Here is a 16,102-nt window from a genome sequence, read left to right as displayed (position 1 = left end):
GCCCTCGCTCAGCCCCGTCCGCCGCACCGCAGTGACCGCAGATAGCGGGCGGAGCGGCGGGCGGTGGTGAGCGAATCGGCGGGCTGGTCGTGCTCCACGATCCAGTGGTGGTCGCGACGGCCGCCATGGGTCCTGCCGACCGCGGTCAGGAAGCGGCGGTAGTCGATGTCACCGTCACCGACGTCCACCATCCGGTAGCCGTCGGTGGCGGTTTCGTCGTGTTCCCCGTCCTTGACGTGGAAGAGCGGATAGCGGTGCGGGGCCCGCAGGACGTAGTCGAGCGGCTCGAAGGGCGCCGGGGAGCCGTCCGCCTTCTTGCCGAAGCGGTACTGGGCCACATACGCCCAGTAGATGTCCATCTCCAGATGGACCAGCTCGGGGTCGGTCTCGGCGAGCAGCACGTCGTAGAGGCGGACGTCCGGCCGGTCGGTGGCGAAGGAGAACTCCTCGGCGTGGTTGTGCTGGTAGAACTTCATTCCGCGCGCCTTGGCCGCCGCGCCGTAGGTGTTGAACTCCTCCGCACAGCGCTTCCAGCCGTCGACCGTGGAGCCGTAGCGCCAGGGCCCGGAGGCGGTGCCCACATGCTGCAGGCCCAGCGCCTCGGCGTCATCCAGCACCTGGGTGAGGTTGGTGGCGAAGCTGTACGCCTTCGGGTCGTCGGAGTAGTAGCCGACGTGGCTGCCGATACCGCGCAGCCCGTGGTCCCGCATCAGCCGCGTGAGCTGCTTGAGGGTGATGTCGCCCGTGCCCTGGGTGTATCCGGCGAACTCCACCTGGTCGTAGCCGTACCGGGCCAGCTCCTTGAAGACCTGGGCGAAGCCGATGGACTGCACCTGGTCGCGGAGGGTGTAGAGCTGGATGCCGAGGTGGCCGCGGGGCACCAGCGGGCCGCCCCGGCCCCTCTGGGCCGAGGTGTCGCTCTGGGCCGAGGTGCCGCTCTGGGCGGCGGTGGCGGTGGCCGTTCCGACCAGGGTGGCGGCCGTGGCACCCGCGGCGACGCCGAGGAATCTGCGGCGGCGGAGCGTCTCGGCGAGTTCGGGGTGTTCCTGAGCCCTCTTCACGGGGTGTCTCCTTCAGTTGCGTTCATCAGGCCGGCGAGGCGGAGGAGCAGGGTTTTGACGTCGGTGGCGGCCACCTGGCCGTCCACGACGCCCGGCTGGGAGCAGAGGAGGACGGGCCCGTCCTCCTCGCGGTCCGGCAGGCGGCCATGGCTGCCGCGCACCGGGGACGGATCAAGCGGGACGACGGCCATGCGGTAGCGCATCCCGGTCTTCTTGCGGGCCAGCGCGGTGGCGGCCCGCACCCGCACATAGGGGTCCTTGGGGTCCATGAACAGCTCGGCCGGGTCATAGCCGGGCTTGCGGTGGATCTCCACGAGCTGGGCGAAGTCGGGGGCGCGGGCGTCGTCGAGCCAGTAGTAGTACGTGAACCAGGCGTCCGGCGCGGCCACCGCGACCAGCTCCCCGGAGCGGGGATGGTCCAGGCCGTGGGCCTTCTTCCCCTCGTCGTCGAGGAGTTCGGCGATCCCGGGCAGACCGGCCAGGGCGGCGCGGGTGGCGTCCAGGTCCTCGGCGCGGCGCACATACACATGGGCGAGCTGGTGGTCGGCGACCGCGAAGGCCCTGGAGGCGCCGGGGTCCAGATACTCCATGCCGTCCTGGGTGTGCACCTCCAGCAGCCCGGCGCGGCGCAGCGCCCGGTTGATGTCCACGGGCCGCGAGACCCGGGTGATGCCGTACTCGGACAGCGCCACGACGGTACGGCCGCGGGCGGTGGCATCGTCGAGCAGCGGGCCGAGGGCGGTGTCGAGTTCGGTGGCGGCGGTGTGGGAGCGGGGATCGTCGGGGCCGTACCGCTGAAGGTCGTAGTCCAGATGCGGAAGGTAGGTCAGCACCAGATCGGTGGGGCTGGTCCGCAGGATGTGGCGGGTGGCGTCGATGATCCACCGCGAGGAGACCAGATCGGCGCCCGGCCCCCAGAAGTGGAAGAGTGGGAAGGTGCCCAGCTCCGCGGTGAGTTCGTCGTGCAGCGCGGGGGGCCGGGTGTAGCAGTCCGGCTCCTTGCGGCCGTCGGCGTAGTAGACGGGGCGCGGGGTGACGGTGATGTCGGTGTCCGAGCCCATCGCGTACCACCAGCAGATGTTGGCCACCGTGTAGCCGGGGTGGGCGCGGCGGGCGGCGTCCCACAGCTTGTCGCCGCCTACTAGGCCGTTGTGCTGCCGCCACAGCAGCACCTCGCCCATCTCGCGGAAGTACCAGCCGTTGCCGACGATGCCGTGTTCGGCGGGGGTGGTGCCGGTGAGGAACGTCGACTGGGCGGCGCAGGTGACGGCGGGCAGCACGGTGCCCAGCGCGGCGCGGGAGCCGGAGTGGGCCAGGGCCTTGAGGCGCGGCATATGGTCCAGCAGCCGTGGGGTGAGGCCGACGACGTCGAGGACGAGGAGGGGGGTCGGGCCGCCGGTCCCGGCGCTCGTGTCGCGCACGTCGCTCATGGCAGCTCCTTGAGGCCGAGGTCGGTCAACAGGTCTCGCGCGAGGGCGAGTTCGGCGGCGATGCCGTCGGCGAGCCGGTCGCGGGTGCGGGGGCGCAGCTCGGGCGGGAGCGCCTGCCAGGTGTAGGTCTCCACTTCGAGGTGGCGGGTCAGCGGGGCGGGCCCGCCGACGAGCCGGGCGAGCGCGTCGGCCAGCACCGGGAGGGTGGAGGTGAGCGGGGGCTCGGGCGGGGCGTGCAGCGGCACATGGAAATGGGACCGCCAGGGCGCGGTGTCGCCGAGCCCGCCCGCGAGCGCTTCGTCGAGGTCGTCGGTGCCGTGGACGCCGCCCTCGGGGGCCCGGGTGCGGGTCTGGTGGAGGAAGCGGGGCTCGGCGAAGGCCGCGAGGGCCTCCCGCACCCCGGGCTGCCCCGGTTCCTCGGCGTGCAGCGCGGCGGAGAGCTGCGCCTTGACGACCGGGACCCCGGCGGCGGTGAGCGCGTCGACGGCCGCGTGCGGGTCCTCGAACTGCGTCGCCAGATGGCAGGTGTCCAGGCAGACGCCGATACGGTCCAGGGGCGGGCCGCCGGGCGCGGTGAGCGCCTCGATGGCCTGCGCGGTCGTCTCGACGGTGCAGCCGGGCTCGGGCTCCAGGCCGATGCGGACGGAGCGGCCGGTGAGCTCCTGGATGGCGTCGAGCCGCTGGGCGAGGGTGGTGAGGTGGCGGCGGGCGGCGCGGGCCCGTTCGGCGTCGAAGGGGGTGCGCCAGGCCAGCGGCAGGGTGGAGACGGAGCCGTCGGCGATGTCGTCGGGGAGCAGCGCGGCCAGCAGCCGGGCCAGATGGGTGGTGTGCTCCAGCCGCTCCGGATCGGTCCAGTCGGGCTTGTAGACGCGGTACTTGACCTCTTGGGCGCCGAACCCCTCGTACGGGAAGCCGTTGAGGGTGACCACTTCCAGGCCGCGGGTGTCCAGCGCGGTGCGCAGCTTGCGGAGTTCCGCGGGGTCGGCGCTCAGGGTGCGGGCGGCGTCGCGGGCCAGCCACAGGCCGATGCCGAGCCGGTCGCGGCCCAGGCGGCGGCGTACCGGTTCGCAGTACAGCCGGAGCTGCTCCACGACGCCGTCGAGGTCTTCGGCGGGGTGGACGTTGGTGCAGTAGGCGAGGTGGACGGTGGAGCCGTCGGGGTGGCGGAAGCGCATGGTGTCCTCCTCACCGTTCCGTCGGCGCGGCGGCCGGGGCGCCGCCGCCGCGCAGGATGGAGTTGCCCTCGTGGGTGGCGGTGACCTCGGTCTCCTCGCTGTCGAGGTCGAGGTCCAGGCGGCCGCTGAGCCCGTAGAACGCGACCGGGTTGCGCCACAGCACCTGGTCGACGTCGTCCGCGCCGAAGCCCTCGGCGCGCATCAGGTCACCGACCTTGCGGGTCTTGAGCGGATCGCTCCTCCCCCAGTCGGCGGCGGAGTTGACCAGGACCTGCTCGGGCCCGTACTCGCGCAGGATCGCGACCATCCGCTCCTCGTCCATCTTGGTGTCGGGATAGACCGAGAAGCCCAGCCAGCAGCCGCTGTCCTTGGCCTCCTTGACGGTGGTCTCGTTGAGGTGGTCGACCAGGACACGGTCCATGGGCAGCGCGGACTCACCTACGACGTCGAGGGTGCGGCGCAGTCCGGCCAGCTTGTCGCGGTGCGGGGTGTGCACGAGGGCGGGCAGGCCGTGGTCGGCGGCGAGCTGAAGCTGGGCGGCGAGGGCGGTGTCCTCGGCGGGGGTCATCGAGTCGTAGCCGATCTCGCCCACGGCCACGACGCCGTCCTTGACGAGATAACGCGGCAGCTCGTCCAGGACGGGGGCGCAGCGCGGGTCGTTGGCCTCCTTGGGGTTGAGCGCGAGGGTGCAGTGGTGGGCGATGCCGTGCTGGGCGGCCCGGAACGGCTCCCAGCCGAGGAGGGAGTCGAAGTAGTCGTAGAAGCTGGCGGGCGAGGTGCGCGGCTGTCCGAGCCAGAAGGACGGCTCGACGACGGCGCGCACCCCCGCGGCGTACATGGCCTCGTAGTCGTCGGTGGTGCGGGAGGTCATATGGATGTGCGGGTCGAAGATGCGCATCAGGACTCCTCGCGGGTCAGGGCGCGGGTGGGGGCCGTCGCGGCTGTCGGGGACGTCGCGGCTGTTGGGGCCGTCGCGGCTGTTTGGCACGTCAGGGCCAGTACGCGGTCGAGATCGGCGGGCACGGGGCGGCCGGCGGCGGTGCGCTCGCGGGCGTAGTCGGTGAGCATGCGGGCCAGCTCGGCGTCCCCGCGCGCCCGGCGCTCCCATTCGGCGACGGCGGTGAGCGGAACGCCGGTGAACAGGCACTTGAGCACGGCCTGCCGCCAACTGTGCGGCGAGAGGTGGCGGGCGGCGTACGGGCCGACGGCGGCGGCCACGAGCCGGGTGTCGTTGGTCCGCAGGGCGTCCTCGACGAGCGGGACGGCGTCCGAGGCGTCGAGCCGGAGATGCGGCAGCGCGAGAAGCACGGCGCGGCGCTCGGCACCGGTGCCCCGCGCGTACAGCCTCGCGGCGGTCGGCGCGTCCGCGTCGGCGGCGTGGAGGATCAGGATGCGGGCGGCGTCGGGGAGGTCGTGGGGGGTGGGGTCGCCGGGGGCGGTCAGCCTACGGCGGTCGGCCGAGCCGCCGGTGGGGACGACGGGCGCCTCGTGTCCCGGGGCCGGAGGGCCGGCATGCTCGGCTCTCCGAGCGTCGTCCTGGGCCCCCGGGCCTTCCGGACGTGCCGGCGCCTCGCCGGCGTCTCGGGCTTCCTGGGTGCCCGCGGCCTCGCGGGTACCGGGGACCTCGCGGGTGCCCGACACCTCGCGGGCCTCACGCGCGTCCCGGGTGCCTCCGGGGTGCCGTGTTCTCCCGGTCGCCCCGGCATCGGTGGACCGGGCGTGGCGGCCCGCGGAGGCGAAGTCCAGCTCCCAGCGGGCGGGGCCGGAATCGCCCGTCTGGGGCCCGGCCTTCGCCGCCTCCGTCAGGGCCCGGTCCAGCCAGGCGCGCCCTGCCTCGTCCAGCCGCCGCTCCACGGCGGCGCGCAGCTCGGTCGGGGTCAGCATCGGACGCCTCCCTCGATCGCGGCCCGTTCGGCGTCCTGGAGGAAGCGCAGGGAGGTGCGGGCCAGTTCGGGTCCGGCGTGGGAGTGGCGGGGCAGCTCGACGCCGACGAGCCCCCGGTACCCCGTGGCGCGCAGCGCCTCCAGGACCGGCGGGAAGTCGATCTCCCCCTCGCCGAACGGCAGATGCTCGTGCACCCCGCGCCGCATGTCCTCGATCTGCACATGCCGCACCCAGGGCGCCGCCGCACGCACGCACTCGGCGGGCGGGTCGGCCTCCAGGCACTGGCAGTGGCCGATGTCGAGGGTGAGGCCGAGCGCGGCCGGATCGCCGAGCGCCGTACGCAGCCGGTGGAATCCGGCGAGGTCGGCGAGGAGATGCCCCGGCTCCGGCTCGATCGCGAGGCCCACCCCTGCCGCCTCGGCGGCGACGACCACCGGCCCGAGGGCGTCCGCGAACCGCCGCCACGCCGTCTCTTCGGACTCGCCGGGCGGCAGCACCCCACTGAAGCAGTGCACGGCCGGCGCCCCGAGGTCGGCCGCCACCCGCACCGCCCGCAGCAGCAGATCGACACGGGCGCCACGGGCCTCGGGGTCCGGGTCGAGCAGGGTGGGGTGGTGCTTGCGCCGGGCGTCGAGAACGTACCGGGCGCCGGTCTCGATCGCGACGCCGAGGCCGAGCCGCTCGAGGTCGCGGGCGACGCGGCGGGTGCGGGAGGCGAGGTCGGGGGCGAGCGGGTCGAGATGCATATGGTCGAGGGTCAGCGAGACGCCGTCGTAGCCGAGGTCGGCGAGCAGGGCGAGGGCGTCGGTCAGGCGGAGGTCGGTCAGACCGTTGGTGCCGTAGGCGAAGCGCAGGGATTCCGGGCGGGGGCGGCTCATGTCGCGCTGACCTTTCTCGACAGCCGTCGGGCGACGGGCATCAGCGCGAGCAACCCCGCCGCCGTCCGGTGCGCCCCGGCACGGGAGGCGAGCACGGCCTGAAGCGGGATCATCGCGCGGATGCCGCTGCCGACGGCACGCTGGAGGAAGTACGGGGAGGGGTTGAGCGCGGCATGCGCCAACGGCCGGGCGACCGTGGCCACATAGCCCCCGGCGAGCACGACCCCGGCGACGGCCGCGAAGCGGCTGCCCGGACGCTCACGATGGGCCGCCGCCCCGGCCACGGCGATGCTCCGGGGCAACCCTGCCCCGGCACGCGGCCCGCCCGGCGGACCGCCACCGGTGGCCGCCGTAACGAGCCGCCTCGCCGGACTGCCGCGCCCTGCCCGCGCGCCCTTGCCCCGCGCGAACTCGTGGGTAACGGCGGCCGTGGTTCCCTGGACGACGGCCGCCGGGCTGGGCACGGCGGTCCTGGCCGAGGCGGCCGCCCGGACCATGGCCGCCGCGCTCCGGCTCCACCCGTGGGCCGGGCCCCGGCCCACGGCGCCACCGACCACCGGACCGGGCCCCGAGGTGGTCCGACCGCCGAGCGCCGCGCCCACGGCAGGGACTCGGCCCGCCTGTGCCACGGCGCGCCAAGGGACCCACCGCCGACCAGGGCGGTTGCCCTGGCCCGAAGAAGCCGGGGCGGCCAGGGCCCCGGCGAGTCGCCGAGCCGGACCACCGCGGCGTAGGCCCGCGCGGGAGAGCTCCCTCGCGAGGGCCGCAGCGGCGCCACCGGTGGCCGGGTCACCTGCCGGAGTGCCGCGGCGGCTCGGCATGGTGGCGCCATTCGCGGCCGCGAGCGGCACACGGTGGCCCGCTTCGGCGGGCTTGGCCACCGCGGGGCTGCCCGTTTCGAGGCCGCGACCCGGTGTCCGACCGGTCGCGGTGGCGGGGCGGGTCGGGCGTCTGGTGGCGGCCCAGGCTATTGCCATGCCCGCCGCGAGGGCCCCGAGAGGGGCCGCCGAGGAGCCGCCGACGGCCTCCCGGCGGGAGACCGTGGTCACCGCGAGGGTGTGGGCGCCCAGGAGGGCGGCCGGGGGCAGGGCGGAGCGCAGGGCGGCGGGGGCGGAGGCGGTGGCGCCGAGGAGGAGGTCCAGCGCGCGGGCGGCGGCCATGGCGGGCGGGCCCGCGGGGGTGTTCTTCAGCCCCAGGTCGTATGCCCACACCGTGCCCGCCAGGGCCGTCGCCGTGGCGAGGGCCGGGCGGCCCGCGGCGGCGGCGCAGAGCAGCCCGGCGGCGGTCAGCCCGGTCGCGGCGGTCAGCGCGGCGCCCGGGGCGATACGGCCCGACGGCAGCGGGCGGCCGGGGCGTTCCACGGCGTCGATGTCCCGGTCCGCCCAGTCGTTGAGCGCCATGCCCGCCTCGTACAGGCACAGCGACGCGCAGACCGCGAGCGCCGTGCCCCGGTTGGGGCCGCACCGGGCCGCGGCCGCGCCCGCCAGGGCGTCACCGGGCACGGTGAACAGGGCCGAGACCCGGAGCAGTTCGGCCCAGTCGCCCCAGTTCCCCCAGTCCCCACGCTCCCCCGCCGCCCGCGTCATGAGCGGCCCCGCAGCCGCCCGGCGAGGCCGAGCAGCGCCGCGTACTGGTCGGCGAGGGCGGCCGGGCCGCCGTCCGGGTCCTTGAAGTAGAAGCCGAGTTCGGGGAGCGGCCCGGCGAGGCCCACCTCATGGACGCGGGCGGTCAGCCGGGCCAGGTCGAGGACGAGCGGTGCGGCGAGGGCCGAGTCGCAGCCCTGCCAGATGGTCTGCAGAACCATCCGGGAGCCGAGAAAGCCCTCGAAGGCGACGTGGTCCCAAGCGGTCTTCCAGTCGCCGAGCGCGGGCACGTTGTCGATGTGCAGCTCACCGTCGGGGAGTTCGCCGAGGGTGTCGGAGAGGACCCGCGCCTTCCCGGCGTTCTTGGCCGCCGCTGCGCCCGGGTCGGCGAGGGCGGCGCCGTCGCCGCCGCCGAGGAGGTTCGTACCGGACCAGCTCCGTACGGCCAGCGCCCGCTGGGCGAACATCGGCGCGAGAACGGACCGCAGCAGCGTCTGCCCGGTCTTGCCGTCGCGCCCCGCGTACGGCAGTCCGGAGCGCTCGGCGCGCTCGCGCAACCGGGGGTGGTGAATGCCGGTGGAGGGGGTGAAGTTGACGTATGGGCATCCGGCGCGCAGCGCGGCGGCGGCGTAGAGGGAGCTGGGCGGCAGGGTCCCGGTGTCCTCCGGAGCCGCTTCGGTGGAGGCGACGTTGACGACGACGGCGCGGGCCAGCCCGTGCGTACGGAGGAAGTCGGTGAGGTCGGCCGCGAAGGCCGCGATCAGTTCCTCCTCACCGCGGCCGTCGCCGGGCTGTGGCCCGCCGGGGCGGACGGCCGCGTCGGCGGCGGCGAGTTCGGCGCGTACGGCAGCGGGCAGCCCGTGCGGCAGCACCCCGTCGGCGGCCAGCGCCTCGGCCCGCTTGGGCAGTGGGGTGATGGCGGTGTCATGGCCGCCGAAGACGAGGTCGGCGAGTGCGGGAAGGCCGGTGTCCGCGAACGGCGCGGTCTCGGTGACCATTCCGGTCGCCGGCTGCAACCCTCCGGCGACGGCGGCACAGCCCGCCACGGCGGTGGTGGCGACGGAGCCGCGAGCGCCGATGAGCCAGACCCCCGTACGGGGTGCGTCGCGGGGTGGGGTGATGTCGTCGGGGCGGGTGGTCACTGGCTGCCTCCCGGGTGGGCGTGGGTTGCGCATGTGGTTCGGGTGCCGCGAATCCGCGTTCGCGGCGGCGGTACGTGGGCGGCGCCGGTTCGCTCGTGTCGTACGGGTGTCGGGGTCGGGTGGGTCGGGGCGCGGAGCCCCTCGTGCGGTCGGGAACTCCCCGCGAAGTCCCGGGTCCGCCCGGGCCCCGGGGCGGCCGGGAACGGGACGGGCCCCGGGACAGACGCCGGCCCGAGAGCCGGAGCCGGGGCGGGTGGGCCCCGGAGCCTGCCCCCGGGTGGGTGGTTGAGGTGGCGGCGGGAAGGAGGCGGCGTACTCCTGCCCGCCGCCACGCCGCCCCCACGGCTCCCCTCGGGCCGTCGGGACGGCGAACCGGGGGCGGCTAGCCGTCGTGGTGGTGCTGCTGGTGGCCGCCGCCCTTCGCCGGCAGGTCCTTGATCCGGATGTCGCGGAAGGCGACCTCGTCCCCCTCCCCGTGGTTCTGGATGCCGACGTAGCCCTGCCGCAGGCTGCGCGCCGGGTCCTGGTTGGTGAAGTCGTTGATCTTCATCCCGTTGAGCCAGATCCGCAGCCGCTCGCCCTGCACACGGATCTCGTACGTGTTCCACTCCCCCGGCGGGTTCAGCGCCGCGTCCCGCTTGGCGAGATCCGCGGACTGGAAGCCGTAGACCGAGCCGGTGGTGTGATCGGGGGTGTCCGTGGCGTCGATCTGCACCTCGTAGCCGTTGTTGACCGCCGACCAGGGGTCGTCGGAGGCCGGGAAGCCGACGAAGACGCCGGAGTTGTCGTCGCCCGCCATCTTCCAGTCCAGCTTGAGCGAGTACCCGTGCAGCTCGCGCGCCTGGTACCAGAGCATGCCCATGCCGCCCGTGGAGGTGAGGGTCCCGGACACGGTGTCGAGGGTGAAGCCGCCGGGGCCCGCCTGCTTCCAGCCGTCCGTCGAGGTGCCGTCGAAGAGCGGGCGGTAGCCCTGCTCGGGGCGGCAGTCGGCGTGGGCGGCGCCGGTGGCGTAGCGGATGCCGCCGAGCAGGTGCTGCCGGAAGGCGGGGTCGGCGTAGGACTCCTTGGTGTGGCCGAAGCCGGTGTAGAAGGCGCGTCCGCCCCGGTACTCCTGGCACCACGAGATGGGGTGGTCCTCGCCCATCGCGCCGCCCTGGTACGAGGATTCGTCGAGGGTGGCGAGGACCCGCACCCGTTCCCTCGGGTTGGTGCGGTAGTTGTACCACTCATCCGTCCGCTCCCACGTCGGCGCGAGATGCGCGGTCGCGGGGTTGGCCCGGTCCTCGACGTTCACGGTGGCCTGCTGGATCGCGGGGTGGGACTGGAAGTACGCCCCGGCCAGGCCCTCGTAGAAGGGCCAGTCGTATTCGGTGTCGGCGGCCGCGTGGACGCCGGCGTAGCCGCCGCCCGCCCGCACATAGCCCTCGAACGCGGACTGCTGGGCGGCGTCCAGGACGTCGCCGGTCGTGGAGAGGAAGACGACGGCGTCGTAGCGGGCGAGGTTGTCGGGGGTGAAGGCGGCGCCGTCCTCGGTGGCGTCCACGGCGAAGCCGCTTTGCGCGCCGAGTTCCTTGATGGCGGCGACCCCGTCGGGGATCGAGTCATGGCGGAAGCCGGCCGTCTTGGAGAAGACCAGGACCCGGTCGTCGGCGGCGGCCGAGGTGGCGGCCCCGGACGCGGCGGCGGGCAGGGCCGTCAGGGCGAGCAGCAGCGCGGCCCCGACGGCGGCGAGGCGCGCCCCTCGCCGGGATCCGGAGCGGCGCCCGGATGCGGGCTCGGCGCCCCGCCCGAAGGCGGGCTCGGGCCCGGGCCCGGAAGGGGCCCCCGAGCCGGAGTCGGGTCTGGAGTGCGGAGAAGAGTGCGGGTGCATAACCGTCGTGCTCCTTCCTCCGGGCCGGGGGCGGCCGCGCACGGCCGCCCCCGGCCCCGGTCGTCAGCGCGTCAGCGCCTCGCTCGTCAGCCGGTGCCGATCGTGAAGTCGTCCACGTCGAAGAGCGCTCCCGCACCGCCCTTGAAGACGAGGGACAGCGTGGTGGTACCGGTCGGGGGTTTCTTCAGCGTCGTCTTGACGTCCTGGAAGGTCTCCCAGTCGCCGGTCACCGGCACGGTGACGGTGCCGAGCAGCCGTCCGGTCGGGGAGCCGCTGTGGATCTCCAGCGTGCCACCGGCGCCCGCCGAGGAGACCCGTGCGGTGAAGTCCTTGGCGTTGCCCAGCACATACGGGGTGAAGGAGATCCAGTCCCCGTTCTCGATGTTGCCGACCGTCCTGCCGCCGTTGGCCGGGGTGTGGTTGATCACCGAGACGCCCTGGCTGTCGTCGTAGTGCTCGGCCTGCCGGTGCTTGGGCTGGACGATGGACTGGTCATGGGTGGTCAGCGGCGGCTGGCCGCCCCCGCCGCCGTCGGTGTACTCGGCGTCGAAGACCCCGAAGATGTTGGCGTTGGGGTCGTGCTCCCCGTCCGCGTTGGTCTTGATGGTGCCGGAGCAACCGTTGGCCGTGGTGACGGGGTGGCCGTGGCTGTCATGGCCGAGGATGTAGGTGACCTTGACCTTGGCGCAGTCGACGGTCCCGTCCTCCGGGTCGGTCACCTTGACCTTGAACGGGACCTCGTCGCCGAAGCTGAAGAGCTGGCCGTCGGCGGGCAGTTGCAGCGTCACCTTGGGCGCGGTGTTGCCCACCGTGAGGTGGACATTGGCGCTGGCGGTGCGACCGGTGGGGTCCTTGACGGTGAGGGTCGCGGTGAAGGTGCCGTTCTTCTTGTAGGTGTGGGTTGGGTTGGTGGCGGCGGACGTCGTGCCGTCGCCGAAGTCCCAGTTGTAGGCGAGGGTGTCGCCGTCGGCGTCCGAAGTGCCCGCCGAGGAGAAGGCGACCTTCATGGGCGCCTTGCCGGAGGTGCGGTCGGCGCTCGCCTCGGCGATGGGCGAGTGGCCGTCGGTGGCGTTCTCGATCCGGTAGAGCGCGGAGTGCTCGTCCCCGTTGAAGTAGCCGAGGCCGTAGTCGAGGACGTACAGCGCGCCGTCCGGCCCGAAGGCCGAGTCCATGACCTGGGTGCCGGACCACGGGAAGTCGTTGATCTTCTGCACGGCCCCGTCGGCGCCCTGCTCGATTCGCTTGATCCACTGGCGGCCGAACTCCCCCGCGAAGAAGTTCCCGTTGTACGACTCGGGGAACTTCACCGGGGAGTCGAGCGAGGCGTCATAGCGGTAGACCGGCCCGGCCATCGGCGATTCGGAGCCGGAGCCGAACTCGGGCACGGAGTCGTTGTCGTACGGGATCCAGGCGGGCTGGGCGGGCGGCAGATCGGTGAGCCCGGTGTTGTACCGCGAGGTGTTCTTGGGCGCGGCGCAGTCGAAGGCCGGTCCGGAGGTGCCGGTGGCGAAGTCGTAGTCACGGTACGGCTTGTTGTCGGCGATGCAGTACGGCCAGCCGTAGTTGCCGGGCTTGGTCACCCGGGCGAACTCGACGGCGCCGCCGGGTCCGCGCTCGGGGTTGGCGGCGCCGGCGTCCGGTCCGTAGTCACCGACGTAGACCGTGCCGGTCGGCTTGTCGACACTGATCCGGAAGGGGTTGCGGAAGCCCATCGCGTAGATCTCGGGCCGGGTCTTCTCGGTGCCGGGCGCGAAGAGGTTGCCATCCGGAATGGTGTACGAGCCGTCGTCGGCCACCTTGATGCGGAGGACCTTGCCGCGCAGATCGTTGCTGTTGCCCGCGGAGCGCCGGGCGTCGAAGGCGGGATTGCGGTTGTCCCGCTCGTCGATGGGGGTGAAGCCGTCGGACTCGAAGGGGTTGGTGTCGTCGCCGGTGGACAGGTACAGGTTGCCGTCGGCGTCGAAGTCGATGTCCCCGCCGACGTGGCAGCAGATGCCACGGTTCGCGGGCACGTCGAGGACCTTCTTCTCACTGCCGGTGTTCAGGGTCCCGTCGGCGTTGAGAGTGAAGCGGGAGAGCCGGTTGACGCCATCGAACTTGGCGAAGTCGGCGGCCGTGCCCTGGGTGGGCGCGTCACCGGCGGGGGTGTCGAGCGGGGGCGCGAAGTAGAGGTAGATGGCGCGGTTGTCGGCGAAGCCGGGGTCGATGCCGACGCCCTGGAGCCCTTCTTCGTCGTGCGAGTAGACCGGCAGCTTGCCGGACACCTTGGTCTCGCCCGTGGCATCGGTCAGCCACAGGGTGCCATCGCGCGAGGTGTGCAGCACGGAGCGGTCGGGGAGCACGGCGAGCGTCATGGGCTCGCCGGTCTCCTCCACGCCCTTGGCGAGGGTGACATGCTGGAACTCCGCGGCGGCCGGGGCCGGTTGATCCGCGCCCGCCGGCGGAGCGGTGAGCGCGAGCCCCGCGCCGACGAGCAGTGCGCTCGTGACGAGCGCGAGGGGCCCGCGCAGTCGAAGCCTTTTCCTGTGCACGCTGATCCTCCGTGGAAAGAGGGGGGTGTACGGGCGGGCCGTCAGGCCGCCGTGACTGGCACAGGCGCGCGCCGTCGCGCCGGGATGACCGGTCCGGGGCGAGGGGCCCCTATGTGACCGGTACATCTCAAGGACCGTAGCGGTGTTTGTCCGGTCCGGAAACCCCTTTGACACAAAGTAGCCCCTGCTTCATCCACGGGCAGGACAAAGCTGGGTGGGGGCACGGTGTGCGGGCCCCCACCCAGGGGCCCTTGGGGCGGGTCCTCGATCGCCGGACGGACCGGGCTACTTCTCCCCGCCTCCGAAGGCCGCGTCGAACGACGCCGTCGGCGGGTCGAAGTCGAAGTGCTTCAGCCGGGCCAGCGCCTCCGGGGCGCCGGTCAGCCGGTCCATCCCGGCGTCCTCCCACTCGACCGACACCGGACCGTCGTATCCGATCGAGCGCAGCATCCGGAACACGTCCTCCCACGGCACATCGCCATGGCCCGCCGACACGAAGTCCCAGCCGCGGCGGGGATCGCCCCAGGGCAGATGGGAGCCGAGGCGGCCGTTGCGGCCGTCCAGCCGCTTCCGGGCCTCCTTGCAGTCGACGTGGTAGATCCGGTCCCGGAAGTCCCACAGGAAGCCGACGGGGTCCAGGTCCTGCCAGACGAAGTGGCTGGGGTCGAAGTTGAGCCCGAAGGCGGGGCGGTGGCCGAGCGCCTCCAGGGCCTGGTGGGTGGTCCAGTAGTCGTAGGCGATCTCGCTGGGGTGCACCTCGTGGGCGAAGCGCACGCCCTCGGCGTCGAAGACGTCGAGGATCGGGTTCCAGCGCTCGGCGAAGTCCTCGTAGCCCCGCTCGATCATCCCCGGCACCACCGGCGGGAACATCGCCACCAGATGCCAGATGGAGGAGCCGGTGAAGCCGATGACGGTGCGGACCCCGAAGGCGGCCGCGGCGCGGGCGGTGTCGGCCATCTCCGCGGCGGCCCGCTGCCGGACGCCCTCGGCCTCGCCATCACCCCAGATCCGGGCGGGCAGGATGGCCTTGTGGCGCTCGTCGATGGGCGAGTCGCACACCGCCTGGCCGACCAGATGGTTGGAGACGGCGAAGCACTTCAGGCCGTACTTCTCCAGCAGACTGTGGCGCCCGTCCAGATAGCCGGGCTCACCGAGCGCCCGGTCCACCTCGAAGTGGTCGCCCCAGCAGGCGAGTTCCAGGCCGTCGTAGCCGAAGTCGCGGGCCAGCCGGCAGACCTCCTCCAGGGGAAGGTCGGCCCACTGGCCGGTGAAGAGCGTGAAGGGTCTGGGCATTCCGGCCTCCTGTCTCAGACGGGTACGGTGGTGTAGACGCAGTTCTTCTCCGCGCTCTCCTCGACGGCCGCGAGCACCCGCTGCACCTGCAGCCCGTCCTCGAAGGACGGCTCGGGTCCGGTCCCCTCGGCGACCGCGAGCACCATGTCCCGCGCCTGGTGGACGAAGGTGTGCTCGTAGCCGAGGGCGTGACCCGGCGGCCACCACGCGTCCAGGTAGGGGTGCTCGGGCTCGGTCACCAGGATCCGGCGGAAGCCGGAGTCGGCGGCGGGCTCGGTGTGATCGTGGAAGGACAGCTCATTGAGCCGTTCCAGATCGAAGGCGAGCGAACCGTGATCGCCGTTGAGCTCGATCCTGAGCGAGTTCTTACGGCCCGCGGCGAAGCGGCTGGCCTCGAACGACGCCACCGCACCGGAGCCGAACCGCCCGGTGAACAGCGCCGCGTCATCGACCGTGACCGGTCCGCGCGCCGCCCCGCCCGCCCCGGAGCCGCCGAGCCCCGCCACCGCACCGGCGGGCAGCGGCCGCTCCCGGATGAACGTCTCGGTGAGCGCCGAGACGCCGATCAGCCGCTCCCCCGCCAGATACTGCGCCAGGTCGACGATGTGCGAGCCCAGGTCGCCGAGCGCGCCGGAGCCCGCGTACTCCCGCCGCAGCCGCCACACCAGAGGGAACTCCGGGTCGACGATCCAGTCCTGCAGATAGGTGACCCGTACGTGCCGCAGCACGCCGAGCCGCCCCTGCGCCACCATCCGGCGGGCGTAGGCGATCGCGGGCGCGCGGCGGTAGTTGAAGCCCACCATCGCCACCTGTCCGCGCTCCCGCGCCCGCCGCGCCGCCTCCACCATGGCCTGCGCCTCGGTCACGGAGTTGGCGAGCGGCTTCTCGCACAGCACGTGCTTGCCCGCCTCCAGGGCCGCGATGGCGATCTCGGCATGGCTGTCGCCGGGGGTGCAGACGTCGACGAGCTGCACATCGTCCCGGGCGATCATCGACCGCCAGTCGGTCTCGGCCGCGGCCCAGCCATGCCGGTCCGCGGCCGTCCTTACGGCGTCCGCGTCGCGCCCGCAGATGGCGGACATCACGGGGCGCGCGGGCAGGTCGAAGACACGGCCGACGGTACGCCAGCCCTGTGAGTGCGCGGCACCCATGAAGGCGTAACCGACCATGCCGACGCCGAGCGTCTTCGCTTCAGGACTTTCCATGGGACTCCTTCTGACGATCGCAAACCGACGCGAGGTGGGGGGTCTGGCCC

General features: G+C 73.4%; 12 protein-coding genes. All 12 read right to left on the bottom strand.

Annotation, left to right across the window (positions count from 1 at the left end; translation table 11 throughout):
* Nucleotides 1-8 precede the first annotated feature (8 nt).
* Nucleotides 9-1,061, bottom strand: a complete 1,053-nt coding sequence (locus CGL27_RS36755; RefSeq protein ID WP_119992025.1) for a sugar phosphate isomerase/epimerase — start codon at nt 1,059-1,061, stop codon at nt 9-11.
* Nucleotides 1,058-2,491, bottom strand: coding sequence for a nucleotide pyrophosphatase/phosphodiesterase family protein (locus CGL27_RS36750; protein WP_119992024.1), 1,434 nt, complete (start codon nt 2,489-2,491; stop codon nt 1,058-1,060). The genes CGL27_RS36755 and CGL27_RS36750 overlap by 4 nt, the downstream gene beginning before the upstream one ends.
* On the bottom strand, nt 2,488-3,666 hold the full coding sequence (eboE, locus tag CGL27_RS36745; RefSeq protein ID WP_119992023.1) for a metabolite traffic protein EboE: 1,179 nt from the start codon (nt 3,664-3,666) through the stop codon (nt 2,488-2,490). The genes CGL27_RS36750 and eboE overlap by 4 nt, the downstream gene beginning before the upstream one ends.
* 10 nt (nt 3,667-3,676) lie before the next feature.
* Nucleotides 3,677-4,564, bottom strand: a complete 888-nt coding sequence (locus tag CGL27_RS36740) for a TatD family hydrolase (RefSeq protein WP_119992022.1) — start codon at nt 4,562-4,564, stop codon at nt 3,677-3,679.
* Nucleotides 4,564-5,307, bottom strand: a complete 744-nt coding sequence (locus tag CGL27_RS36735) for an EboA domain-containing protein (protein ID WP_205587957.1) — start codon at nt 5,305-5,307, stop codon at nt 4,564-4,566. The genes CGL27_RS36740 and CGL27_RS36735 overlap by 1 nt, the downstream gene beginning before the upstream one ends.
* A 236-nt stretch (nt 5,308-5,543) precedes the next feature.
* Nucleotides 5,544-6,428: a sugar phosphate isomerase/epimerase family protein gene (locus CGL27_RS36730; RefSeq protein WP_119992021.1), complete on the bottom strand. Its 885-nt coding sequence runs from the start codon at nt 6,426-6,428 to the stop codon at nt 5,544-5,546.
* Entirely contained in the window at nt 6,425-8,014 is a 1,590-nt protein-coding gene (locus CGL27_RS36725) for an SCO3242 family prenyltransferase (RefSeq protein WP_119992020.1), read from the bottom strand. Before CGL27_RS36725 ends, CGL27_RS36730 begins: the two co-directional genes overlap by 4 nt.
* Nucleotides 8,011-9,153, bottom strand: coding sequence for an inositol-3-phosphate synthase (locus CGL27_RS36720; RefSeq protein ID WP_119992019.1), 1,143 nt, complete (start codon nt 9,151-9,153; stop codon nt 8,011-8,013). Before CGL27_RS36720 ends, CGL27_RS36725 begins: the two co-directional genes overlap by 4 nt.
* Nucleotides 9,154-9,535: 382 nt before the next feature.
* Entirely contained in the window at nt 9,536-11,023 is a 1,488-nt protein-coding gene (locus CGL27_RS36715; RefSeq protein ID WP_205587808.1) for a ThuA domain-containing protein, read from the bottom strand.
* An 86-nt stretch (nt 11,024-11,109) separates the two neighbouring features.
* Complete coding sequence (locus CGL27_RS36710; RefSeq protein WP_240450757.1) at nt 11,110-13,554, bottom strand: carbohydrate-binding protein; 2,445 nt, start codon at nt 13,552-13,554, stop codon at nt 11,110-11,112.
* Between the two features lie 285 nt (nt 13,555-13,839).
* The gene (locus tag CGL27_RS36705; protein WP_078640202.1) at nt 13,840-14,847 is read right to left on the bottom strand and encodes a sugar phosphate isomerase/epimerase family protein; all 1,008 of its coding nucleotides are present in this window, start codon (nt 14,845-14,847) and stop codon (nt 13,840-13,842) included.
* 14 nt (nt 14,848-14,861) lie between these two features.
* Entirely contained in the window at nt 14,862-16,052 is a 1,191-nt protein-coding gene (locus CGL27_RS36700; RefSeq protein WP_119992017.1) for a Gfo/Idh/MocA family oxidoreductase, read from the bottom strand.
* Nucleotides 16,053-16,102: the final 50 nt, after the last annotated feature.

The organism is Streptomyces sp. 11-1-2 (assembly GCF_003595545.1).
Classification (GTDB): Bacteria; Actinomycetota; Actinomycetes; order Streptomycetales; family Streptomycetaceae; genus Streptomyces; species Streptomyces hygroscopicus_B.
The sequence above is the reverse complement of the archived record's forward strand: the minus strand, read 5'-3'. Positions and strand labels throughout refer to the sequence as shown.